Source organism: Aeromicrobium jepli (assembly GCF_047246605.1).
Lineage (GTDB): Bacteria > Actinomycetota > Actinomycetes > Propionibacteriales > Nocardioidaceae > Aeromicrobium.
In genome coordinates this window covers 685484-705576 of sequence record NZ_JBFOKO010000001.1, presented here as the reverse complement: position 1 = coordinate 705576, position 20093 = coordinate 685484, and the positions used below count along the sequence as shown (strand labels likewise).

Below are 20093 nucleotides of genomic sequence, written 5' to 3'. Positions count from 1 at the left end.
GCCCCCTCCGACACTTCCTCGGGCGAACCGCCGGGCGCCTCAGAAGCCGGGCGCGAGGGCGTCCTTGACGACGACGTGGCCGTTGCGGACGGGGGTGTCCTCGTCACGCCAGTACTGCTGGGCGTCGATCATGAGGTGCGCCGGCAGCGTGCCGTTGGCGCGCACGACGCGCCACCACGGCACGGCCTGGCCGTAGAGCGACATGACGCGGCCGACCTGGCGTGCCCCGCCACGGCCCAGCCGCTCGGCGATGAGGCCGTACGTCGCGACCGACCCCGGCGGGATCTGCTCGACGACGGACAGCACCGCCTCGGTGAACTCCTCGTCCATGCCCCGATCCTGTCACCAGGACCGGGGCGCGGACGGGATGTCAGTAGGTCGGCTGGCTCGGGTCGATCTGGTTGACCCAGGCGACCACGCCGCCGCCGACGTGCACGGCGTCGGCGTAGCCCGCGCCCTTGAGCACGGCCAGCGCCTCGGCCGAGCGGACGCCCGACTTGCAGTGCAGGACGACCTGCTTGTCCTGGGGCAGCCGGTCGAACGCCTTGCCGCCGAGGATCTCGCCCTTGGGGATGAGCACCGAGCCGGGGATCTGGTTGATCTCGTACTCGTTCGGCTCGCGCACGTCGACGAGCACGAAGTCGCGCGAGCCCTCGCTGCGCTCCTTGAGCCAGCCCTCGAGCGTGCCGACCGAGATCGTCGAGTCCGCGGCGGCCTCGGCGGCCTCGTCGCTGATCGCGCCGCAGAACGCCTCGTAGTCGCTCATGAGCTCGGTGGGCAGGACGCCGTTCGGGTCACGACGGATCTTGAGCGTCGTGTACCGCATCTCGAGCGCGTCGTAGACCATGAGGCGGCCGATGAGCGGATCGCCGATGCCGGTGATCAGCTTGATCGCCTCGGTGACCATGATCGAGCCGATCGAGGCGCACAGGACGCCCAGCACGCCGCCCTCGGCGCACGACGGGACCATGCCCGGCGGCGGCGGCTCGGGGTAGAGGTCGCGGTACTGCGGACCCTCCTGCGCCCAGAAGACCGAGACCTGGCCCTCGAAGCGGTAGATCGAGCCCCACACGTACGGCTTGTTGAGGATGACGGCCGCGTCGTTGACGAGGTAGCGCGTCGCGAAGTTGTCGGTGCCGTCGAGGATCAGGTCGTACTGGCTGAAGATCTCGAGCACGTTGTCGTTGTCGAGGCGCACGTTGTGCGTGACGACCTTGACGTACGGGTTCGTCTCGGCGACCGACTCCGCGGCGCTCTGCACCTTGGGCTTGTCGATGTCGGACTGGCCGTGGATCACCTGGCGCTGCAGGTTCGACTCGTCGACGACGTCGTCGTCGATGATGCCGAGCGTGCCGACGCCGGCCGCGGCCAGGTACAGCAGGGCGGGGCTGCCGAGGCCACCGGCGCCGATGACCAGGACCTTGGCGTTCTTCAGGCGCTTCTGACCGGTCATGCCCACGTCGGGGATGATGAGGTGTCGGCTGTAGCGACGGACCTCGTCGATGGTCAGTTCGTCGGCGGGCTCCACGAGGGGCGCGACCACGGGCTTCTCCTTCGGTTGCTGGCTCACCGGAGTCAACCCGGCGGCGTCGTCCATTGTTCCCACCGCGTCCTCGTGCCGGACGCGCCGTCCGAACCGTGGACAGCGGACGCGACGACCCGTGGGTGGTCGCCCGCTAGGGTTGCCTCGTGACCCAGACCCCCGAGGCCCGACCCCGCGCAGGACGCCTGCCCCGCACCGCGCGCCGGGCCCAGCTGCTGGACGTCGCGCTCGAGGTCTTCGTCGATCAGGGCTACCACGCCGCGTCCATGGACGAGATCGCCGAGCGGGCCGGCGTCTCCAAGCCCGTCCTCTACCAGCACTTCCCCGGCAAGCTCGACCTGTACACCGCGCTGGTGTCCTCGGCCGTCGACACCGTGATCGACGGCGTGCGCGAGGCCCTGGCCTCCACGCAGGACAACTCCGAGCGCGTCCAGGCCACGATGCGCCTGTGGTACGACTGCGTCGCCGACCAGGAGAAGGCGTTCCGCCTCGTCTTCGAGTCGGACCTGACCAGCGACCCGGCCGTGAGCGACCTCGTCGCGCGGGTCACCTCCGACTCCGCCGCGGCGATCGCCGAGGTCATCGTCGAGGACACCGGCCTGTCCCGCTCGGCCGCCGAGCTGCTCGCCGCCGGCCTCGTCGGCATGGGCCACGTCGGCGCCCGCGCGTGGCTGTCCGGCGGCTCCGACCTCACCCGTGACGAAGCCGTCACCCTCACCGCCACCCTCGCCTGGCGCGGGATCGGCGGGTTCCCCAAGCCCTCGAACGAAGGAGATGAGTGACCGTGGAGGTCAAGATCGGCGTCCAGCACGCCGCCCGTGAGCTGTCCGTCGACACCGACAACGAGCCCGACGCGGTGCTCGCGTCCCTCGACACCGCGCTGAAGGACGACTCGCTGTTCACCATCACCGACAGCAAGGGCCACACCGTGGCCGTGCCGGCCGACAAGGTCGCGTACCTGTACTTCAACGCCGACACCGGCCGCAAGGTCGGCTTCGGCCTCACCAGCGCCTGACCCGCCCGACCCGCTGAGTTGCACGTTCGGCCAGCAACACGCCGTGTCCGCCCGGCCGCACGTGCAGCTCAGCGGTACCGGCGCCCCGGTTCCCACGTGAACCACCACGCCGGCGGGTCCAGCGTCCAGCCACGGACCGCCGTCGACCGCGCCGCTCGCTGACGCGCCTGCTCGATGCGACGCACGGTCGCCCACCGATCGGCGTGATCGCCCGACGTGAACCTCGCGACCACGAGCCCTGCGTGCTCGAACCGCTCCTCGCGCTCGTTGTCCTCGCGGTGCCGGTCGATCCGGCGGTGCTGGGCCCCGTCGGACTCGAGCACCAGCCCGATCCGCGGCTCGAGGAGGTCCGCGATCCCCAGCAGTCGCTCGAACCGATCGAAGACCGGGACGTTCACGAGGAGCTGCCGAAGCCCGACGTCGCGGACCGCCCGCAGGCGCAGCCGCGTCTCCCAGGGACTGGCCGATCGCTCGTGGGCCAGGGGCAGGGCCGCCCTGGCCTGCACGATCCCGCGCAGCTTGTGATGCGAGTCGACGACCCGCTCGATCGCACGCAGGCTCGTCCGCCCGCCCTCGGTGACTTGGCTCGCCGCCATGTCCGCCACCACCACGGCGTCCTCCAGGGAGCGGGCGATCCGCATCTCGTCGAACGCCGCGCGGGCGATCGTCGCGAACCTGACGCCCTCGATCTCGACGAGCTCGTCGTCGTGGACGAGTCCCTGGAACGGCGTGACCATCGAGCGCGCCCTCAGGCGCGAGCCCGGGAGACAGTGCACGAGCGCCGCAGGGCCGAACGTCGCGCGATCGAAGAACGGCACGCCGTGGCACGCCAGCGCCGCCCACCCGCCGAGGGCGCCCCCCGCGCCCATGGCCGCGATGGCGGTCGCGATCGTGGGCAGATCGGGGTCGTCGAGCAGGTACTCCGGGACGTGGATCCCGCGGGTGGTGGTCACCCACCGCGCACGGCTCAGCTGGCGGCGGCGACTCAGGCCGATCTCGGGCAGGCTCCCGGTCCGCAGGCCGGCGCGTGTCGGATCCATCCCCGCAGTCTCGGCCCGCCCGCGTCGCGGTCACCGCTCGTCCACAGCCCTTCCCGCTGAGTTGCACGTTCGGCCCGCGACACGCCGTGCAGACCGGGCCGAACGTGCAACTCAGCGAGCCAGGAGCCTGCGGGTCAGGCGTCGAGGCCGAGGCGGGCCATGCGCTCGGCGTGCGCCTCGGTGATGCGGGTGAACATCCGGCCGATCGTGGCGAGGTCGAAGCCGCCCGGGCGGTCGACCGCCCCCACCACGAGCGCCGTGAGCGCGTCGCGCTCGGCCACCACCATCTGGGCCTGGCTCAGCGCCTCGCCCATGAGCCGGCGGCCCCACAACGCCAGGCGGCCCGCGACGCGTGGGTCGGCCTCGATCGCCTCGCGGACCTGGTCCACCACGAACTCGCTGTGGCCGGTCTCGCTCATCGTCTCGAGCACGATCTGGCGCGTCTCGGCATCGAGGAACGCGGCGATCTCGCGGTAGAAGTCCGCCGCGAGGCCGTCGCCAACGTAGGCCTTGAGCAGGCCCTCGAGCCAGTCCGAGGGCTCGGTGCGGCCGTGGAACCGCCCGAACGTCGCCCCGAACGACTCCATGACCGCGAAGGGGTCCTCCCCCAGCGCGACGAGCCGGTCGCGCAGCTGCTCGAAGTGGCCCCACTCGGCCGCCGCCATCGTCTGGATCTGGACCTTCGTGGCCAGGTCGGGGGCGTCCTGCGCGTCCTGGTTCAGCTCCTCGACGGCGCTCAGCTCGCCGAAGCACAGCAGGCCGAGCAGCTCGACCACGCCGGCGCGGTAGTCGGGATCGTCGAGGGGTCCACCGGGCGTCGCATCCGAGGTCATGCGGGGACTTTATCGCGGCAACGGTCGGGTCCCCGGGGCCGCAGCGATAGACTGGCCGGGTATTCGCCGATCCTGTCGCCGCACAGGGTCCACGCCATCGAGATCCGCGACAGTAGATCCGCACACAGAAACCAGAGCAGACCCCTGACTACCTTCACCGAACTGGGCGTCATGCCCGAGATCGCCGACGCCCTCGCCGACAAGGGCATCACCGAGGCCTTCCCCATCCAGGAGATGACCCTCTCGGTCGCCCTGATGGGCACCGACCTCATCGGCCAGGCCCGCACGGGCACCGGCAAGACCCTCGCCTTCTCCATCCCGGTCATCCAGCGCACCGTCGCCCCGCACGACCCCGACTACGACCAGCTGGTCGAGCCCGGCAAGCCGCAGGCGCTCATCGTCGCGCCGACCCGCGAGCTCGCGATCCAGGTCGCCGGCGACGTCGAAACCGCGTCGAAGAACCGCGGCACGCGCAACCTGACCATCTACGGCGGCGTCCCCTACGAGCCGCAGCTCGAGGCGCTCGAGGCCGGCGTCGACATCGTCGTCGGCACGCCGGGCCGCATCCTCGACCTGGTCAACCGCCGCGCCCTCGACATCAGCCACGTCAAGTCGCTCGTGCTCGACGAGGCCGACGAGATGCTCGACCTGGGCTTCCTGCCCGACGTCGAGGCGATCCTCGCCCGCACCCCCGAGACCCGCCAGACGATGCTGTTCAGCGCGACGATGCCGTCGTCGATCGTCACCCTCGCGCGCCGGCACATGCGCCACCCGATGAACATCCGCGCCGAGTCGGCCGAGGCCGGCCAGACCGTGCCCGCCACGAGCCAGTTCGTCTGGCAGGCGCACGACATGGACAAACCCGAGATCGTCGCACGCATCCTGCAGGCCGACGACGTCGAGCGCGTCGTGATCTTCACGCGCACCAAGCGCCAGGCCCAGCGCGTCGCCGACGACCTGGCCGACCGCGGCTTCCCGGCCTCGCCCCTGCACGGCGACATGGCCCAGAAGGCACGTGAGAAGGCCCTCGACGGCTTCCGCGAGGGCAAGGTCAGCATCCTCGTCGCCACCGACGTCGCCGCGCGCGGCATCGACGTCGCGAACATCAGCCACGTCATCAACTACACGTGCCCCGAGGACGACAAGACCTACGTCCACCGCATCGGCCGCACGGGTCGCGCCGGCGCCAGCGGCACGGCCGTGACGTTCGTCGACTGGGCCGACGTCCAGCGCTGGAAGCTCATCAACAAGGCGCTCGACCTGCCCTACGACGAGCCGCAGGAGACGTACTCCACGTCCGATCACCTGTTCCACGACCTGGGCATCAGCCGCGAGGCCAAGGGCCGGCTCAGGCCCGCCGCGCCGAAGGAGCCCCGTGAGGGCGGCCGGGACGCGCAGCGCGGTGGTCAGCGTGGCGAGGGCCAGCGCGAGGGCGGCAGCCGCAGCCGGAACCGGAACCGCCAGCGCACGCGCGGCGGCAAGCCGGTCGAGGGCGGCGAGCAGGCCCCCGCGACCGAGTCGTCCGCGCCCGAGGCCTCCGGCGAGCAGAAGCCGGCCGGCGAGGGCCAGGCGCGTCGTCGCCGTCGCCGCCGTCGTCCCTCGGGCGGCCAGCCGTCCGGCTCGGCGCCCGCCTCCGCGTCCTGACGCGTCCGCGAACGACGCACGGCCTCCCCGGTTCCGACCGGGGAGGCCGTTCGCGTCTCAGGCGGTGACGACGACGGTCGTGCCGTCGGGCGCCCAGTCCCACAGGTACTTGGCGTCGGACATCCTCTGGCGCACGCAGCCCGCGGACAGCGGCGTGCCGAGCTGCTCGACCGTCTGCTCGGGCGTGCCGTCGTTGAAGACGGGGATCGAGTGGAAGCCGATCGGCGCGGTGCGACCGGTCGCGAAGCGCACGAAGTACTCCATCGTGCCGGTGTAGTCGAAGCTCACGGCCTTGCGCTGGCGTGACTGCACGGCGTAGGTGCCCGGCTGCAGGTTGTCGTGCCTGCTGCCCGAGACCAGGTACGTCCGGTCGACCGTGCCGTCGCGCTCGATGAGCCACACGCGCTGGTCGGACTGGTCGAACACGATGCGACGCCCCGAGCCGGAGTTCGCCGGCGGCGGCGGGCTCGCCTCACGCTGCGGCGCGGCGGCGGGTGCCGCCGTGCGGGTCGGCCGGCCGACCGGCGCGGCCGACGCGGCCGACGCGGCCGGGGCATCCTTCGACTCGGTCGTGTCGGCGCTCACCGCCGGGATCAGCGCGGCGACCGTGGCGCCCGGCGTGGGCGCCGCCGACGCGGCCGAGGCGTCCTGCTCGGGCAGCACCAGCGAGGCGATCGCGACGGTGACCGTGAGCGTGAGGGCGCCGCCGAGGGCCAGCACGCGACCGCGGCGCACGCGCGTGCGCGGCGCGACGCACGGGACGGAGGGCGGGGAAGCCATGCTCTCCACGGTAGGCGCGGGCTTGCGGCGATGGCCGACTTCGCGCGGCGTGCGCGTGGCGCGGCCCGGCTCGATCCCGGTCACCGGCCGTCCACCAGGGCTCGTGCGATGGAGCGGTACGCCTCGGCGCCCTTGTGCGTGCGCGCCGTGCTGAGGATCGACCGGCCGATGGCCGGCGCCTCGGCGAACCGGATCGTCTTGGGGATGGGCGGCTCCAGCACCTCGAGGTCGTACGTCTCGCCGATCGCCGACAGGACCGTGCGGGCGTGCGCCGTGCGGCCGTCGTACATCGTGGCCAGCACGCCGCGGATGCGCAGCCGCGGGTTGATGAACTGCCGCACGTCGTGGATCGTGTCGAGCAGCTGCCCCACGCCGCGGTGCGAGAGCGTCTCGGCCTGCAGCGGGATGAGCACCTCGTCCGCCGCCGAGAGCGCGCCGACCGTCAGGACGCCCAGCGCGGGCGGGCAGTCGAGCAGGATCCAGTCGTAGTCGTCGGCGACCTTCGCCAGGGCGACGCGCAGCCGCTGCTCGCGGCCCGTGCGGGTGACGAGGCTCTCCTCGGTCTCGGCGAGCGTGACGTTCGCGGGCAGCAGGTCGACGCCCTCGTCGGTCGTGCCGATCGCGTCGCGGGCCTCGACCTTGCCCAGCAGCACCTCGGCCACCGTGACCTCGAGGTCCTCGGGGTCGATGCCGAGCGAGAACGTGAGGCTGCCCTGGGGATCGAGGTCGACCAGGAGCACCCGGTGCCCGGCCTCGGCGAGGGCGGCGCCGAGCGACGCGACGCTCGTCGTCTTGGCCACGCCGCCCTTCTGGTTGGCGAGCGCGAGCGTGGTGGTCACGACCGTCATTGTGCCATCGGCGCGGCTCGTGAGGGGCCGTCCGCCACGCGCCGTCCGGGCGGCCGGGGACCGATGAGTCGCGCCCGGGCTCAACTGGCATGCTGGCTCCATGACCCGCACGGCCCTGATCACCGGCGCGACCGCCGGCATCGGCAATGCGTTCGCCCGTGAGCTCGCCCGCCGCGGAACGAACCTCGTCATCGTCGCGCGCTCGACCGACCGGCTCGAGCAGGTCGCGGCCGACCTGCGTGCCAGGCACGGCATCGAGGTCGAGGTGATCACCGCCGACCTCGCCACGAGCGAGGGCATCGACCACGTGGCCCACCGGCTGACCGAGGCCGGCCGCCCGATCGACCTGCTGGTCAACAACGCCGGCGCCTCGCTGGCGGGCTGGTTCGGCACCACCGACATCGCCGACGAGGACCATCAGCTGCACCTGCTCGTGCGGGCGCCGATGCACCTCATGGACGCGGCCCTGAAGTCGATGTCGGGCCGCGGCCAGGGCGGCATCATCAACGTCGCGAGCGTCGCCGCGTTCACGCCGCGCGGCACGTACTCGGCCCACAAGGCGTGGCTCGTGAACCTGTCGCAGTGGGCCAACCTGCAGTACGGCAACGTCGGCATCACGGTGCAGGCGCTGTGCCCGGGCTTCACGCGCACCGAGTTCCACCAGCGGATGGAGGCCGACATCGCCGACGTCCCGCGCTGGATGTGGCTCAAGGCCGACCACGTCGCCAAGGCCTCGCTGCGCGACCTCGAGCGCGGCAAGGCCATCTCGGTGCCGTCCCTGCGCTACAAGGTGCTCGCCTCTCTGGCGCGGCACGCACCCGCCGGCCTCGTGGCCTCGATCGCGAAGAGGGGCCGATGAGCGTTCCCAAGACCCTGGACATCCCCGAGGGCGTCGTCGTCGAGACCGTCGAGACGGCTCGCACGACGCACGCCGTCCATCGCGCCCACGCCGTCGGCGAGCGGCGCGGCTCGGTCCTGCTGGTGCCCGGCTGGACGGGCAGCAAGGAGGACTTCACGCCGGTCCTGCCACTCGTGGCGGCGCTGGGCTACGACGTCGTGACGTTCGACCAGCGCGGCCAGTACGAGTCGCCCGGCGACGTGGACGACGACTACTCCCTCGAGGGCCTCGCGGCGGACGCGCTGGCGCTCGCGGACGTCACGTTGCCCGACGAGCGCTTCCACCTGCTCGGGCACTCGTTCGGCGGCCTCGTGTCGCAGACCGTGGCGATCGAGCACCCCGAGCGGCTCCTCACGCTGAGCCTGCTGTGCAGCGGCCCGGGCGCCCTGGGCGACTCCCCCACGCGGCCCCTCCAGCGCATCGTCACCGCGATCGGCAAGGTGCCGCTGCTGCAGATCCACGAGCTGCGCGAGCAGGGCATCAAGCGCCCCGCCCAGATCACGGCGTTCCTGGCGAAGCGGTTCACCTCCAACGCGCCGGCGTCGCTCAAGGCCATGACGCAGCACCTCATCGACGCGCCCGACCGGGTCGACGAGGTCGCCGCCACCGGACTGCCGTGCTGGGTCGCGCGCGGCGAGACCGACGACGCCTGGCCGCACGACGCGCAGGCCGACATGGCCAAGCGACTGAACACCGAGATCGTCATCCTGCCGTCCGCGGCCCACTCCCCCGGCGTCGAGGCGCCCGAGGAGCTCGTGGACGAGTGGAAGGACTTCCTGCTCGCGCACTGAGCCGCCGCCCGGGGCCCGCGCTGTTCCGCGAGTGGCGCAAAAGTGCCCGCCACTCGGCGAGTGGCGGGCATTTCTGCGCCACTCGCCACCCCGGTCTGCGCCACTCGGCGTCAGGCAGATCAGCGGGTGCGCCGGCGCCGCAGCGTCGCGGCCAGAGCCCGCCGGCCCACCGGGCCGAGCCCGTCCAGCACGGCCGCGACGACCTCGAGCGCCTCGAACGACCGGTCGTCCACGCCGTCCTCGCGCACGGCGTCCGTCAGCTCGAACCCCACGAACGCCGCCATGAGCAGGTCGGCGAACGTCTCGGCGTCGATCAGCCCGGAGAACGGCGAGCCGGCCCCCAGCAGCCGGGACGACACGGCCACGATGGGCTCACGCCACAGGTCGAGCGCCTGCCGCATCGCGACGGCCAGCTCGGCGTCGGTCTGGGCGACGGCGAGGGCCTGGCCGAGGATCGACACGTTGCCGGCCTCGCGCTCGGCCACCTGGACCTCCCGCGCCAGCGCGACGAGGTCGGCGAAGCTGGCCGCCTCCGCGAACTGCTCGCGGTGCAGGTCGACGCGCGCCTGCGTGGCCGTCACGCACGCCTGGGCGATGAGCTCGGTCACGGACCCGAAGTGGTAGAACACCAGGCCCTGGGCCACGCCCGCCCGCTGCGAGATGGCGCGCGCGGACATCGCGGCGATGCCGTCGGTCCGCAGGACCTCGATCGCCGCAGCGACGAGACGGCGCTTGGACTCCTCGGCTGACTTCGGCGGCACGGGCTCAGTATGCCGTGGCGCCCGGTCGTGCCCGCGCGCTGCGCAGGGCCGACCCCAGCGCGACCCACGCGCAGGGCACGGCGATCACGGCACACGCAGCCGGCACGGGCGTGGCACCGAGGCCGCCCTCGCCGTCGTCCCACAGCAGCAGCATCTCCACGGCCACGACCGCGCCTGCCACGGCGCTCGCGGCCGTGACGGCCCGATCGGCCCCGAGGCGAGCCTGCAACGGTCCCCACACCAGGACGACGACGGCCGTCGGTCCCAGGCCGAGCAGTCCTCCGACCACCACTCCGAGCCCCGTGGCGAGGAACAGCAGCAGGAGGAGCCCGAGGACGGTGGCCGCCACCGCCGCCGCCCCCGTGTGCTCCCCGGCCGAGGACGAGAGCTCCTCCAACCCGACGAGCATCGCCACGGCTCCCCAGGCGCACAGGACGCCACACACGAGCGAGGCCAGCATGCCCGCCGCGACCACCTCGGCCCGCCGCATCATCGAGTCCGGCCCGCCCTGGAGCGGGCATCCCAGGGCGAGACGGCTCGCCAGGTCAGCCCCAGTGCGATCTTCGTGACGAGTCCGGCGAGCAGGCCATAGGCCGCCAGCAACGCGAGCGCCGCGCCCACCGGCCGCGTGAAGATGCACACGGGGAGGAAGAGCTCGGCCATCGCCGTCACGGCCACGACCAGCGAGACGGCGTTGATGGCCCGCGCCGTCCCGAGGTCCTCCTGTGCGTCCTTCCAGAGCCACACGGCGAGCGCGACGGGAATCGGCCCCAGCAGAGCGGTCGCCATCATCCCGGGAAGGTAGCCGTAGGCGCCGATGAGCGCGACCTCCTCGAGTGTCGTGGACCCGCCCGTGAGCGCGCTCTCCACCCACCAGAACACGCCGGTCAGCAGGGGGCCCAGCACACTCATCACGATGCACGCGGGCACGGAGGCGGCGACCACGTCGCGGCGCCTCATCGTGCGCTCCCGAGGCTGAAGAGCCACAGCGTCCCGGCGGACGTGAGGCCGCACACGACAGCCACGCCCACGAGCCATGGAGCGTCCTCCGCCGAGACGCCCGGCGCGGACAGCTCGGCGACGCCGACCAGGGCGACCAGCACACCGAGGGCACCACACGCCCGCCGTGTGCCCAGCGTTCGCTGCAGCGTCCCCCAGGCCATGACGCCGACGATCGTCGGCACGATCCCGAGCAGGAGGCCGGCCGGGATGCCGTACAGCACGGCGGCCAGCAGCCAGACCGGGAGCAGCGACAGCAGCTCGAGCACAGGGCTCGCGCTTCGCCCGCCCAGGACGCGGTCGAGGTCCTCCATGGCGAGCCATCCCACTGCGCACAGCGCGCCGGATGTCGGTGCCGCGACGGCCGCGGCGTACACGACGGAACGTTCGGTCATGCCCATCACCTCGATCTTGAGCACTCGCTCAAGAACGACGATAGCACGGTGCCTGGACGCTGACGAGGGTTCCTGAGCAAACGCTCAAGAACCTCGTCGAAGCGGTGACGGCGCCTCAGCCCACGATCGCGCGCAGCGCGGCGACGTGGCCGCGGTAGGCCGTCCTCCCGGCCTTGGTGAAGGACGCCCACGTCCGCACGCGACCCTCGCGGGTGCCCTTCGAGACCTTGACGTAGCCGGCGTCCTCGAGCGCCTTGACCTGCTTGCTCAGCACCGACTCACTGACGCCGAGCTGGTCGCGCAGGAAGGCGAACTCGACCTTGTCGACGGTGTCGAGGATGGCGCAGATCTGCAGCCGGTGCGGCGCGTGGATGAGCGGGTCGAACGCGTCCACGCTCACGGCTGCTCCTCGATGCTGCGCACCCAGGCCGCGTCCCACGCGGGGCCCACGATCGCCCACGTCAGCGCCGTCACGACGGCGGCGACGGCCGCGTACACGATCCCGAACGTCGCGACGGCGACGCCGACGACCGAGACGCCGATCATCAGGAACGCCCGCCACGCACCCGGCTCGCGGAACGTGGCCCACGTGACGACGCCGGTGTGCTTCGTGTACCAGGACATGGCGCCGAAGACGGTGACGAGCCCGGCCGCGTAGAGCGCCCACCGGACCCAGCCGTCCAGGCCGAGTCCCAGGATCACCAAGGCCACACCAGTGCCGGCCACCGCGTAGTAGCCCCGCGGGCTGGCGACCCGGTGCGCCGTCGTGCGGCGCGTGGCCGCGATCTGCTCCAGCGCGTCCCGCGCCTCGTCCCGCTCGTCCATGAAGACCTCCGTGATTGACTTTCCGTTACGGAAAGTCTTGCACGTGACTTTCCACTTTGGCAAGCCATGGCGGAAAGTCGTGATCTCGATACACCGCCTCGCAAGCTCGGCGGCACTCGATCACCGAAGGGCGCGCCAGCGGGGCTCGATCATCGGGCGCATCAGCTGAGCAGGCGCTCCAGCTGCTCGGGGTCGGTCGTGTTGGCGCCGAGGTGGAACTCGGGGCCCTTGCCGGTGCCGTGGTAGTCGCTCGACCCGGTGCGGACGAGGTCGAGCTGCTTGGCGATGTCGGCCAGGTCGGCGCGGTCGCGCTCGTCGTGGTCGGGGTGGTCGACCTCGATGCCGGCCAGGCCCGCCTGCGCGAGCTCGGCGAACACCTCGGCCGTGACCTTGTCGCGGCTGTCGCGCGCCCAGGCGTGGGCGATGACGGGCTTGCCGCCGGCCTCGCGCAGCAGCCGCACGGCCTCGAACAGGTCCGCGGAGTAGCGCCCGACGTACGCGGGCTTGCCCGGGACGAGCCAGTCGCGGAACGCCTCGTCGCGGTCCTTGATGTAGCCCTTGGCGATCATCGCGTCGGCGACGTGCGGGCGTCCCCACGCGGCGGCATCCCCCGCGACGGCCAGGACCTCCTGCTCGGTCAGCGGCATGCCGTGCTCGGCCAGCTTGTCCAACAGCCGCGGCAGGCGCTGCGTGCGGCCGCCCAGGACGCGTCCCAGCTCCTCGACGAGCGGCTCGTACGCCGGGTCGAAGTCGTAGCCGAGCAGGTGGACGCTCGAGCCGTGGAACGTCGTGGAGACCTCGATGCCGCGCACGAGCCGGATGCCGACCTCGTCGGCGGCCCGCTGGGCCTCGTCCCAGCCCTCGGTGGCGTCGTGGTCGGTGAGGGCGACCCCGTCGAGCCCCGCGGCCTTCGCCGCCCGGACGAGCTCGGTCGGGGTGTCCGTGCCGTCGGACCTGGTCGAGTGGGTGTGGAGGTCGATGCGCATCGTCCGAAAGCCTATGCCCTCGTGCGCGCGGCGCGATCGTGGACGTTCCACTGGACGATCACGGGCTGGCCCCGGTCGTCGCCCAGGACGGAGTACGTCCCGGTGTCGAGCAGGAACACGCGCCCGTCCGCGACGTCCAGCCCGAGCCAGCGCGCCGCCAGTACGCGCAGCGAGTGCCCGTGCGCGAACACGAGGGTGCGTCCGCCCGCCGAGCGGACCCGCTCGACGACGCGGTCGAGCCGCTCCCCCACCTGCGCCGCGGTCTCGCCGCCGGGCGTCGGGTGCGACCAGACGGTCCACCCCGGGACCGTCTCGCGGATCTGCGCCGTCGTGATGCCCTCGTACTCGCCGTAGTCCCACTCGACGAGGTCCTCGTCGATCTCGGGCGTGCAGCCGGCCAGCTCGGCGGTCTCGAGCGCCCGCCGTCGCGGGCTGCTCCAGATCCGGTCGAACGCGACGCCGGTCAGGAGCGGCCGCAGCGTGCGCGCCTGCTCCCGGCCGGCGTCCGTGAGCTCGAGGTCGGTGACGGACGTGTGCCGCCACGAGCGGCTCCACTCGGTCTCGCCGTGGCGCACCAGCCACAGCTCGGTCTCCTCCGCGGGCTGGTCCATGGTGCTCAGCGTGGCACGAGCGCCCAGTAGTCGAGGTCCAGCAGGACGCCGGGCGCGTACTTGCCGTCGTCGCCACGCAGCGTCATGGACTCGTCGCGGCCCTTCGTCGCGACGAGGCGCAGGCGCAGCGCGCCGACGCCAGGCGCCGAGGTCTCGGCCTTGTCGAGCACCTCGCTCCACGCGTAGACCGTGTCGCCCGCGAAGGCCGGCGCCGTGTGCGAGCCGCCGTTGATCGCCGCGATCAGCTGCGCGTTGGCGAGGCCGTTGAACGACAGGGCGCGCGCCATGGAGATGACGTGGCCGCCGTAGATGAGCCGGTTGCCGTCGGGCCGGGCCTCGACGTTGAAGTGCACCTTGGCGGTGTTCTGCCACAGGCGGGTGGCCATCATGTGCTCGGCCTCGCTCAGCGTGACGCCGTCGACGTGGTCGATCCTCTCGCCCACCTCGTAGTCGTCGAAGCGGTGCGGCTCGCCGGCGGCGGCGAAGTCGTAGTCGGTGAAGTCCAGGCCCTTCGGGATCACGAGGTCCTCGACGGGCACGACCTTCGCCAGCTCGGGCACGACCCTCTCGGGGGCGGGCGCGGCGTGGTCGCGCTTGTGCACCATGACCCAGCGCGCCCACTCCAGCGCGACGGCGCCGTCCTGGTCGGTGGCCGTCGAGCGGACGTACACGACGCCCGTCTTCCCGTTCGAGTTCTCCTTGAGGCCGATGACCTCCGAGCGCGTGCTGAGGGTGTCCCCCGCGACGATCGGCCGGTGGAAGCGGCACTCGGCGTACCCGAGGTTGGCGACGGCGTTGAGCGAGACGTCCGGCACGGTCTTGCCGAACGCGATGTGGAAGGCGATGAGCTCCTCGACGGGCGCGGGGTCGAGCCCGACCGACGCGGCGAACGCGGCGGAGGACGGCACGGCGAACCGGGTCGGGTACAGCGCGCCGTACAGCGCGCGGTCGCCGTCGGTGACGGTGCGCGGCGTGGCGTGCTCGATGACCTGGCCGAGGGTGAAGTCCTCGAAGAAGTTGCCCGGGTTCGTCTTGCTCATGTCGTCCTCACGGTCGCGGATGGTGCGGGACCATCATGGCGGATCGTCAGAGGGCGAGCGTCGCCGCGATCATGTTGTGGTCCGACGGGGGCGTCGCCCGGTAGCCCGCGGTGCGCAGGTTCGCGTCCACGACCGTCTCCCAGCCGCGCGCGCGGATCGCCGCCGAGGCGAGGACGTAGTCGATCCGGACGCCCTGGTACCGGTAGTACGCCCCGGGCGTCGAGCCGCGCGGCTTGCGGTGCTTCGCGTCGCGGAACATGCACGTGTTGACGCCGCTGCCCGGCCGCTTGCCGGCGACGCCGTTCGAGGTGTTGTACGCCGCGTTGATGCGCCGCGTCACGTGCAGCGGCACGCGCGCGTACCGCGCCGTCACGAGCGAGGACGTGACGCCGACGGACGCGCAGGAGCCGCGCCACTTCGCGCGCTTCGAGCGGTGGACGCGACGGTCGGTGCCCAGCGCATCGACGAGGCCGAACGAGGTGAGGTCGTCGACGGGCGTGCGCGGCATCATCCGGCCGGTCGAGTTCAGGTCGCCCACCTGCACGATCGGCAGCGTCGCGCCGTCGCGCACCCGGACCTGCTTGAGCGCGGCGATGATCTGGCGGGCCTGCGAGCGGCGGAACGCGTTCGACGTGGAGCTGCCGATCGCCGTGCCCCGGTAGGTCGCGTCGAGGTGCGTGTTGGCGAAGACGAACCGGCGGCCGGACTGGCGGACCTCGAAGACCGTCCAGTCGAGCGTGCGGCGGGTGCGGGTGGCGCTGGTCAGCGGCCGCGAGCCGTGCGTGACGACCTTCAGCACGCGCGAGTCATAGACCGTGCGGTTGTCCGACGAGCTGCGCGTCGGCGAGGTCGCGCACACGCGCCACGGGGCGCGCTCGCCCTGCCAGGTGCCGTTCCAGACGGCCGGGTTCGGGCCGGTCGTGGGGCACTGCTGGCGGTACGTGTTGGTGACGCGGTACGGCGAGCCCGGCGTCCGCGCGTTCATGAGGTCGACCACCTGCTCGTACTGGGCGTGGTTGCGCTGACCCGCGGGGCGACGCTGCATCCAGGCCTCGGACGCCTCCTGCAGGCCGATCACGTCGGGCGAGCAGCGCATGATCATCGAGACGATGCGCGCGGAGCGCGACTCCCACGCCGGCAGCGACTTCGCGCCGTTGTAGCCGCCGATGTTGTACGAGGCGGCCAGGATCGGCGTGCGGCCCGCGAACGGCCGGCCGGGCGCGGTCTCGCGCACCACGTCGCCGTACGCGGCGCAGCGCGTCGAGGCGGCCTGGGCGGGCGTCGCGGACAGCGCCGCGAGGAGCCCGACGGAGACGGTGAGCGCCGTGACGACGGCGGCGAGACGAACGCGCATGACGACCTTCCGGAACCTGCGGACCCCCGATGGCCGCGGTCTCCCACTGTAGGCCGCTCGGACAACTCCACGCACAGGAAGCGCAGGAGTCACAGGCTCAGAACGAGTGCGGCGTCCCCATGACCTCGTCGATCCGCTGGCGGTCGAACGGCTCGCCGAGCCAGTCGAACAGGCCCTCGAGCACGCCGTGGTCGGCCACGTAGTCGTCGTAGTGGACGCGGTACGTCGCGTCGCCGAGCTCGCGGTGGGCGCGCTCGAGGCGGGCGTCGTAGTCCTCCACCTGGCGGCGGGCGTCGGCGGGATCCTTGTCGGCCCACCACTTGCTCTGGATGACGTCGTCGACGTTGCGGGTGTTGAGCACGAAGCGCGCCCCGGGGAACACGGTGCGGGTGAACTCGAGCGTCTCGACGAGGTCACGCTTCCACCAGCGGATCTCCTTGAAGCCCGTGACGCGGGTGTCCTCCTGCGGCTTGAGCAGGACCTCGAGCACGTGACGCCGGTACGAGGCCGCGGCCTGGTCGGTGGAGTACTGGTCCATGCCGTACCAGGGCAGGGTGGGCGAGCCGCCACGCACCTTGCCCAGGCGCTGGCCGATCTTGCGCCAGTTGTCGTGCAGGCTCTCGATCGTGCCGGCGTTCTCGCCCCGGATGAGGTAGCCGGGGATCGAGTTCAGCACGCCCTGCAGCAGCGTGGAGCCGCTGCGGCCGTACGTCACGACGAAGACGTATCCGTACGAGCGGTCCCCGCCGGTGGTCAGCCGGTTGACGTCACCGGTGAGCGAGTCGACACGCTTCTGCAGCTTCGCGTTCTCGCGGTTCAGCTGCTTGACCTCGCGCCGCAGCGCGTCGCGGTCGTCCATCACACGACGCAGGGGCGGGACTTTGCGGGCGACCGATCGTGCGAGGGGCATGACCTCCAACCTACCGCGCGGCGACCGGCTCAGAACGTGGTGGTCCGCCCCGGCATCTGGGCCAGCAGCTCCTGGCCGCGGGCCAGGTGCTTGTGCTCGACGAGCACCTCGTACTTGCTCGGCAGGATCGTCTTGACGCTGGAGAAGTCGCGCCGGCCGCGGCTCGCCGCGTACCCGACGGCGGCGATGACACCGCCCCACACGACGCCCAGCAGGACGCCCGTCAGCACCGCCGCGAGCCATTCGCCCTCGGCCGCGAACAGCCCCAGCAGCAGGCCGATGAGCAGGCCGAACCAGGCGCCGCCGGCGACGCCGCTGAGGATGACGCGGCCCCAGGTCAGGCGACCAGTGACGCGTTCGAGCTGCTTGAGGTCGGTGCCCACGATCAGCACCGTCTCGACCGGGAACTCATGGTCGGCCAGGTGGTCGACCGCCTTCTGCGCCGCGGCGTAGTCGTCGTAGACGCCGAGCGACTGCGGGTACTCCAACGAGAAGATCTGGGCCATGCAGCCAGCGTAGACCCGCAGGGACGACTCGACCCCGCCCGCGCATCGCGGACGGGGTCGGTCGGGGCCGGTGCTCAGGCCTTGTAGTCCTTGAGCAGGTTGCGGCCGATGATCATCTTCTGGATGTCCGAGGTGCCCTCGCCGATGAGCATGAAGGCGGTCTCGCGGTAGATCCGCTCGATCTCGTACTCCTTGGAGTAGCCGTAGCCGCCGTGGATGCGGAACGACGCCTCGACGACCTCGTTGGCGTACTCGGAGGCGACCATCTTGGCCATGCCGGCCTCGACGTCCATGCGCTGGCCGGAGTCCTTCAGGCGCGCGGCGCGCACCATCATGTTGTGGCTGACCTCGACCTTGGTGCCCATCTCGGCGAGGCGGAACAGGATCGCCTGGTGCTCGGCGATCGGCTTGCCGAACGTCTTGCGCTGCTGCGCGTAGGCGATCGCGAGCTCGAAGGCGCGGATCTGCAGGCCGCACGCGCGGGCAGCGACGTTGACGCGGCCGACCTCGACGCCGTCCATCATCTGGAAGAAGCCCTTGCCCGGCGTGCCGCCGAGGATCTGGTCGGCCGAGATCTTGTGGTCCTCGAGGATGAGCTCGGTCGTCTCGACGCCCTTGTAGCCCATCTTGTCGATCTTGCCCGGCACCGTGATGCCCTGGGCCGTCTGGCCGAAGCCCGGCTCCTTCTCGACCAGGAACGTGGTCATGTTCTTGTAGACGCTGTCGGCGCCCTCGTCGGACTTGCACAGCACCGCGACGAGCGTGGACGTGCCGCCGTTGGTCAGCCACATCTTCTGGCCGGTGATCGAGTACGAGCCGTCGTCCAGCTTGGTCGCCTTGGTCGAGACCGCCGAGACGTCCGAGCCCAGGCCCGGCTCGCTCATGCTGAAGGCGCCGCGGACCTCGCCGGTGGCCATCTTCGGCAGGTACTTGGCCTTCTGCTCCTCCGTGCCGTGCTGCATGAGCATGTAGGCCACGATGAAGTGCGTGTTGATGACGCCGGAGACGCTCATCCAGCCGCGCGCGATCTCCTCCACGACGAGCGCGTAGGTCAGCAGGGACTCGCCCAGGCCGCCGAACTCCTCGGGGATCGTCAGGCCGAAGACGCCGAGCTCCTTGAGGCCCTCGATGATCTCGGTGGGGTACTCGTCGGCGTGCTCCAGCTCCTGCGCGACGGGAATGATCCGCTCGTCGACGAACTCACGGATCGTCTTGAGGATCTCGGACTGGATGTCGGTCAAGCCCTCAGTCGTGGCAAGGCGTCCCATGGGGTGGCTCCTCGAAATCGGTGGAATCGCCCGCGAGCCTACCGCGAGGTAGCGGCCTGCACCGTGCGGGTGCCTCAGTCGGCCACGAGGGGCTCGACGGGCCGGGCCCGCCCGTTCGCCGCCGTGACGACGGCGAGTCCGCCGAGGATCAGCACGATCCCCGCGTAGGTGGGCCACGGCAGGGCCTCGTCGAGGAAGGCGGCGGCCACGAGCGCGGCCCCCGGGACCTCGAGCAGGAGCAGCAGGGACACCACGACGGGCGACATCACCGCCAGCAGGTGGTTGATGACGGAGTGACCGAGCAGCTGCGCCGAGATCATGACGGCGACGATCAGGACCCAGGCCTTCGCCGACCAGCCGCCCAGCGGCACGCCCGCGACGAGGCACGCGACGAGCAGGATGAGCGAGCAGATGCCGTAGCAGGTGAACGTGTAGGCGGTCGTCGAGAGCGTCTCGCGCACGCGCGCGCCGGCCGTCACGTAGATCGCCGCGAACAGGCCACCGGCCAGGGCGAGGCCGTCGCCGAGGATCGCCTCGCGCGAGAGCGACAGGTCCACGCCCGAGATCGCCGCGACGCCGCACAGCGCCAGCAGCGACCCGCCGACCACGGCGACGCTCGCGCGCTGGCCGCGCAGCGCGTCGATCGCGATGACGAACAGCACCTGCATCGAGACCAGCGCCGTGGCGGCCGCGACCGAGGTCAGCTTGAGCGAGCCGACCCAGCACGCGAAGTGCGCCGCCAGCGCGGCGCCGGCGACGACGCCCAGGGCCCAGCCCCGGCGGTCCTGGCCGGTGATCGCGGCGCGGTGCCGGGTCAGCGCGAACGGCGCGAGCAGGCCCGTCGCCATGGCGTTGCGCCAGAACGCGATCGCCAGCACGGGCGCGGCCGTCGCCGCCATGAGCGGACCGGACAGCGACACCCCGATGACGGCCACCAGGGCCAGGACCACGTTCACCGCGCCAGTCTCCCCCGCCCCACGCGCGTCCGTGACGCTGGGGAGCCGGCGAGTCCCCGCGCCGCCCACGAGTCCTCAGCGCGCGACGGC

25 protein-coding genes are annotated in these 20093 nt (G+C 71.9%); 5 read left to right on the top strand and 20 right to left on the bottom strand.

Annotated features, from left to right (window positions below; all coding sequences use genetic code 11):
* Positions 1 to 39 precede the first annotated feature (39 nt).
* On the bottom strand, positions 40 to 330 hold the full coding sequence (locus AB3M81_RS03485) for an MGMT family protein (RefSeq protein WP_412902509.1): 291 nt from the start codon (positions 328 to 330) through the stop codon (positions 40 to 42).
* A 40-nt stretch (positions 331 to 370) separates the two neighbouring features.
* The gene (gene moeZ / locus AB3M81_RS03480; protein WP_489671964.1) at positions 371 to 1543 is read right to left on the bottom strand and encodes an adenylyltransferase/sulfurtransferase MoeZ; all 1173 of its coding nucleotides are present in this window, start codon (positions 1541 to 1543) and stop codon (positions 371 to 373) included.
* A gap of 146 nt (positions 1544 to 1689) precedes the next feature.
* Here moeZ and AB3M81_RS03475 point away from each other — a divergent pair, with 146 nt between their 5' ends.
* Both AB3M81_RS03475 and AB3M81_RS03470 read left to right on the top strand, forming a co-directional pair.
* Positions 1690 to 2325 (top strand): TetR/AcrR family transcriptional regulator, encoded by a 636-nt coding sequence (locus AB3M81_RS03475; RefSeq protein ID WP_412902507.1) that lies wholly within the window; start codon positions 1690 to 1692, stop codon positions 2323 to 2325.
* Complete coding sequence (locus tag AB3M81_RS03470; protein WP_412902506.1) at positions 2322 to 2558, top strand: DUF3107 domain-containing protein; 237 nt, start codon at positions 2322 to 2324, stop codon at positions 2556 to 2558. Before AB3M81_RS03475 ends, AB3M81_RS03470 begins: the two co-directional genes overlap by 4 nt.
* Before the next feature lie 68 nt (positions 2559 to 2626).
* Here AB3M81_RS03470 and AB3M81_RS03465 read toward each other — a convergent pair whose 3' ends face one another.
* Positions 2627 to 3598: a hypothetical protein gene (locus tag AB3M81_RS03465; RefSeq protein WP_412902505.1), complete on the bottom strand. Its 972-nt coding sequence runs from the start codon at positions 3596 to 3598 to the stop codon at positions 2627 to 2629.
* Positions 3599 to 3732: 134 nt separating this feature from the next.
* Entirely contained in the window at positions 3733 to 4431 is a 699-nt protein-coding gene (locus tag AB3M81_RS03460) for a ferritin-like fold-containing protein (protein ID WP_412902504.1), read from the bottom strand.
* Between the two features lie 171 nt (positions 4432 to 4602).
* On the opposite strand from AB3M81_RS03460, the gene AB3M81_RS03455 reads away from it, so the two are divergent.
* A complete protein-coding gene (locus AB3M81_RS03455) occupies positions 4603 to 6075 on the top strand; it encodes a DEAD/DEAH box helicase (protein WP_412902503.1) in 1473 nt (490 codons plus the stop codon).
* 57 nt (positions 6076 to 6132) lie between these two features.
* Here the strand turns inward: AB3M81_RS03455 and AB3M81_RS03450 are convergent, their stop codons facing one another.
* Both AB3M81_RS03450 and AB3M81_RS03445 read right to left on the bottom strand, forming a co-directional pair.
* Positions 6133 to 6855: a L,D-transpeptidase gene (locus tag AB3M81_RS03450; protein WP_412902502.1), complete on the bottom strand. Its 723-nt coding sequence runs from the start codon at positions 6853 to 6855 to the stop codon at positions 6133 to 6135.
* An 80-nt stretch (positions 6856 to 6935) separates the two neighbouring features.
* Positions 6936 to 7703, bottom strand: coding sequence for a ParA family protein (locus tag AB3M81_RS03445; protein ID WP_412902501.1), 768 nt, complete (start codon positions 7701 to 7703; stop codon positions 6936 to 6938).
* A 100-nt stretch (positions 7704 to 7803) separates the two neighbouring features.
* Between AB3M81_RS03445 and AB3M81_RS03440 the strand changes: the two genes are divergently transcribed.
* Together AB3M81_RS03440 and AB3M81_RS03435 are read left to right on the top strand one after the other, a co-directional pair.
* Entirely contained in the window at positions 7804 to 8562 is a 759-nt protein-coding gene (locus AB3M81_RS03440) for an SDR family NAD(P)-dependent oxidoreductase (RefSeq protein ID WP_412902500.1), read from the top strand.
* Complete coding sequence (locus tag AB3M81_RS03435) at positions 8559 to 9392, top strand: alpha/beta fold hydrolase (RefSeq protein WP_412902499.1); 834 nt, start codon at positions 8559 to 8561, stop codon at positions 9390 to 9392. The genes AB3M81_RS03440 and AB3M81_RS03435 overlap by 4 nt, the downstream gene beginning before the upstream one ends.
* Before the next feature lie 119 nt (positions 9393 to 9511).
* Here AB3M81_RS03435 and AB3M81_RS03430 read toward each other — a convergent pair whose 3' ends face one another.
* From AB3M81_RS03430 to AB3M81_RS03365, 14 genes are all read right to left on the bottom strand, one after another.
* Positions 9512 to 10153, bottom strand: coding sequence for a TetR/AcrR family transcriptional regulator (locus AB3M81_RS03430; protein WP_412902498.1), 642 nt, complete (start codon positions 10151 to 10153; stop codon positions 9512 to 9514).
* 4 nt (positions 10154 to 10157) lie between these two features.
* On the bottom strand, positions 10158 to 10643 hold the full coding sequence (locus tag AB3M81_RS03425) for a hypothetical protein (protein ID WP_412902497.1): 486 nt from the start codon (positions 10641 to 10643) through the stop codon (positions 10158 to 10160).
* On the bottom strand, positions 10643 to 11113 hold the full coding sequence (locus tag AB3M81_RS03420; RefSeq protein WP_412902496.1) for a hypothetical protein: 471 nt from the start codon (positions 11111 to 11113) through the stop codon (positions 10643 to 10645). The genes AB3M81_RS03425 and AB3M81_RS03420 overlap by 1 nt, the downstream gene beginning before the upstream one ends.
* On the bottom strand, positions 11110 to 11547 hold the full coding sequence (locus AB3M81_RS03415; RefSeq protein ID WP_412902495.1) for a hypothetical protein: 438 nt from the start codon (positions 11545 to 11547) through the stop codon (positions 11110 to 11112). Before AB3M81_RS03415 ends, AB3M81_RS03420 begins: the two co-directional genes overlap by 4 nt.
* A gap of 115 nt (positions 11548 to 11662) precedes the next feature.
* A complete protein-coding gene (locus AB3M81_RS03410; protein WP_412902494.1) occupies positions 11663 to 11947 on the bottom strand; it encodes a winged helix-turn-helix domain-containing protein in 285 nt (94 codons plus the stop codon).
* Positions 11944 to 12372: a hypothetical protein gene (locus AB3M81_RS03405; protein WP_412902493.1), complete on the bottom strand. Its 429-nt coding sequence runs from the start codon at positions 12370 to 12372 to the stop codon at positions 11944 to 11946. Before AB3M81_RS03405 ends, AB3M81_RS03410 begins: the two co-directional genes overlap by 4 nt.
* A gap of 161 nt (positions 12373 to 12533) precedes the next feature.
* The gene (locus tag AB3M81_RS03400; protein WP_412902492.1) at positions 12534 to 13358 is read right to left on the bottom strand and encodes a PHP domain-containing protein; all 825 of its coding nucleotides are present in this window, start codon (positions 13356 to 13358) and stop codon (positions 12534 to 12536) included.
* 11 nt (positions 13359 to 13369) lie between these two features.
* Positions 13370 to 13969, bottom strand: a complete 600-nt coding sequence (locus AB3M81_RS03395) for a histidine phosphatase family protein (RefSeq protein ID WP_412902491.1) — start codon at positions 13967 to 13969, stop codon at positions 13370 to 13372.
* Positions 13970 to 13974: 5 nt separating this feature from the next.
* Positions 13975 to 15009: a MaoC family dehydratase gene (locus AB3M81_RS03390; RefSeq protein WP_412902490.1), complete on the bottom strand. Its 1035-nt coding sequence runs from the start codon at positions 15007 to 15009 to the stop codon at positions 13975 to 13977.
* 46 nt (positions 15010 to 15055) lie between these two features.
* The gene (locus tag AB3M81_RS03385; RefSeq protein WP_412902489.1) at positions 15056 to 16363 is read right to left on the bottom strand and encodes an endonuclease/exonuclease/phosphatase family protein; all 1308 of its coding nucleotides are present in this window, start codon (positions 16361 to 16363) and stop codon (positions 15056 to 15058) included.
* Between the two features lie 97 nt (positions 16364 to 16460).
* Positions 16461 to 17273 carry a sulfotransferase gene (locus AB3M81_RS03380; RefSeq protein ID WP_412902488.1) on the bottom strand — a complete coding sequence of 271 codons (813 nt, stop codon included), beginning with the start codon at positions 17271 to 17273 and terminating at the stop codon, positions 16461 to 16463.
* A gap of 29 nt (positions 17274 to 17302) precedes the next feature.
* On the bottom strand, positions 17303 to 17779 hold the full coding sequence (locus tag AB3M81_RS03375) for a YflT domain-containing protein (protein WP_412902487.1): 477 nt from the start codon (positions 17777 to 17779) through the stop codon (positions 17303 to 17305).
* 74 nt (positions 17780 to 17853) lie between these two features.
* A complete protein-coding gene (locus tag AB3M81_RS03370) occupies positions 17854 to 19047 on the bottom strand; it encodes an acyl-CoA dehydrogenase family protein (protein WP_412902486.1) in 1194 nt (397 codons plus the stop codon).
* Between the two features lie 74 nt (positions 19048 to 19121).
* Complete coding sequence (locus tag AB3M81_RS03365) at positions 19122 to 20003, bottom strand: DMT family transporter (RefSeq protein WP_412902485.1); 882 nt, start codon at positions 20001 to 20003, stop codon at positions 19122 to 19124.
* Between the last annotated feature and the right edge of the window lie 90 nt (positions 20004 to 20093).

Bases quoted from the DNA above. Each gene is read 5' to 3' on its own strand.
- AB3M81_RS03445 (WP_412902501.1), bottom strand. From the start codon at position 7,703: ATGACGGTCGTGACCACCACGCTCGCGCTCGCCAACCAGAAGGGCGGC.
- AB3M81_RS03460 (WP_412902504.1), bottom strand. From the start codon at position 4,431: ATGACCTCGGATGCGACGCCCGGTGGACCCCTCGACGATCCCGACTAC.
- AB3M81_RS03395 (WP_412902491.1), bottom strand. From the start codon at position 13,969: ATGGACCAGCCCGCGGAGGAGACCGAGCTGTGGCTGGTGCGCCACGGC.
- AB3M81_RS03450 (WP_412902502.1), bottom strand. From the start codon at position 6,855: ATGGCTTCCCCGCCCTCCGTCCCGTGCGTCGCGCCGCGCACGCGCGTG.
- AB3M81_RS03440 (WP_412902500.1), top strand. From the start codon at position 7,804: ATGACCCGCACGGCCCTGATCACCGGCGCGACCGCCGGCATCGGCAAT.
- AB3M81_RS03415 (WP_412902495.1), bottom strand. From the start codon at position 11,547: ATGACCGAACGTTCCGTCGTGTACGCCGCGGCCGTCGCGGCACCGACA.
- AB3M81_RS03425 (WP_412902497.1), bottom strand. From the start codon at position 10,643: ATGCGGCGGGCCGAGGTGGTCGCGGCGGGCATGCTGGCCTCGCTCGTG.
- AB3M81_RS03380 (WP_412902488.1), bottom strand. From the start codon at position 17,273: ATGCCCCTCGCACGATCGGTCGCCCGCAAAGTCCCGCCCCTGCGTCGT.
- AB3M81_RS03375 (WP_412902487.1), bottom strand. From the start codon at position 17,779: ATGGCCCAGATCTTCTCGTTGGAGTACCCGCAGTCGCTCGGCGTCTAC.
- AB3M81_RS03420 (WP_412902496.1), bottom strand. From the start codon at position 11,113: ATGAGGCGCCGCGACGTGGTCGCCGCCTCCGTGCCCGCGTGCATCGTG.
- AB3M81_RS03390 (WP_412902490.1), bottom strand. From the start codon at position 15,009: ATGAGCAAGACGAACCCGGGCAACTTCTTCGAGGACTTCACCCTCGGC.
- AB3M81_RS03370 (WP_412902486.1), bottom strand. From the start codon at position 19,047: ATGGGACGCCTTGCCACGACTGAGGGCTTGACCGACATCCAGTCCGAG.
- AB3M81_RS03385 (WP_412902489.1), bottom strand. From the start codon at position 16,363: ATGCGCGTTCGTCTCGCCGCCGTCGTCACGGCGCTCACCGTCTCCGTC.
- AB3M81_RS03400 (WP_412902492.1), bottom strand. From the start codon at position 13,358: ATGCGCATCGACCTCCACACCCACTCGACCAGGTCCGACGGCACGGAC.
- AB3M81_RS03405 (WP_412902493.1), bottom strand. From the start codon at position 12,372: ATGGACGAGCGGGACGAGGCGCGGGACGCGCTGGAGCAGATCGCGGCC.
- AB3M81_RS03465 (WP_412902505.1), bottom strand. From the start codon at position 3,598: ATGGATCCGACACGCGCCGGCCTGCGGACCGGGAGCCTGCCCGAGATC.
- AB3M81_RS03455 (WP_412902503.1), top strand. From the start codon at position 4,603: ATGCCCGAGATCGCCGACGCCCTCGCCGACAAGGGCATCACCGAGGCC.
- AB3M81_RS03435 (WP_412902499.1), top strand. From the start codon at position 8,559: ATGAGCGTTCCCAAGACCCTGGACATCCCCGAGGGCGTCGTCGTCGAG.
- AB3M81_RS03485 (WP_412902509.1), bottom strand. From the start codon at position 330: ATGGACGAGGAGTTCACCGAGGCGGTGCTGTCCGTCGTCGAGCAGATC.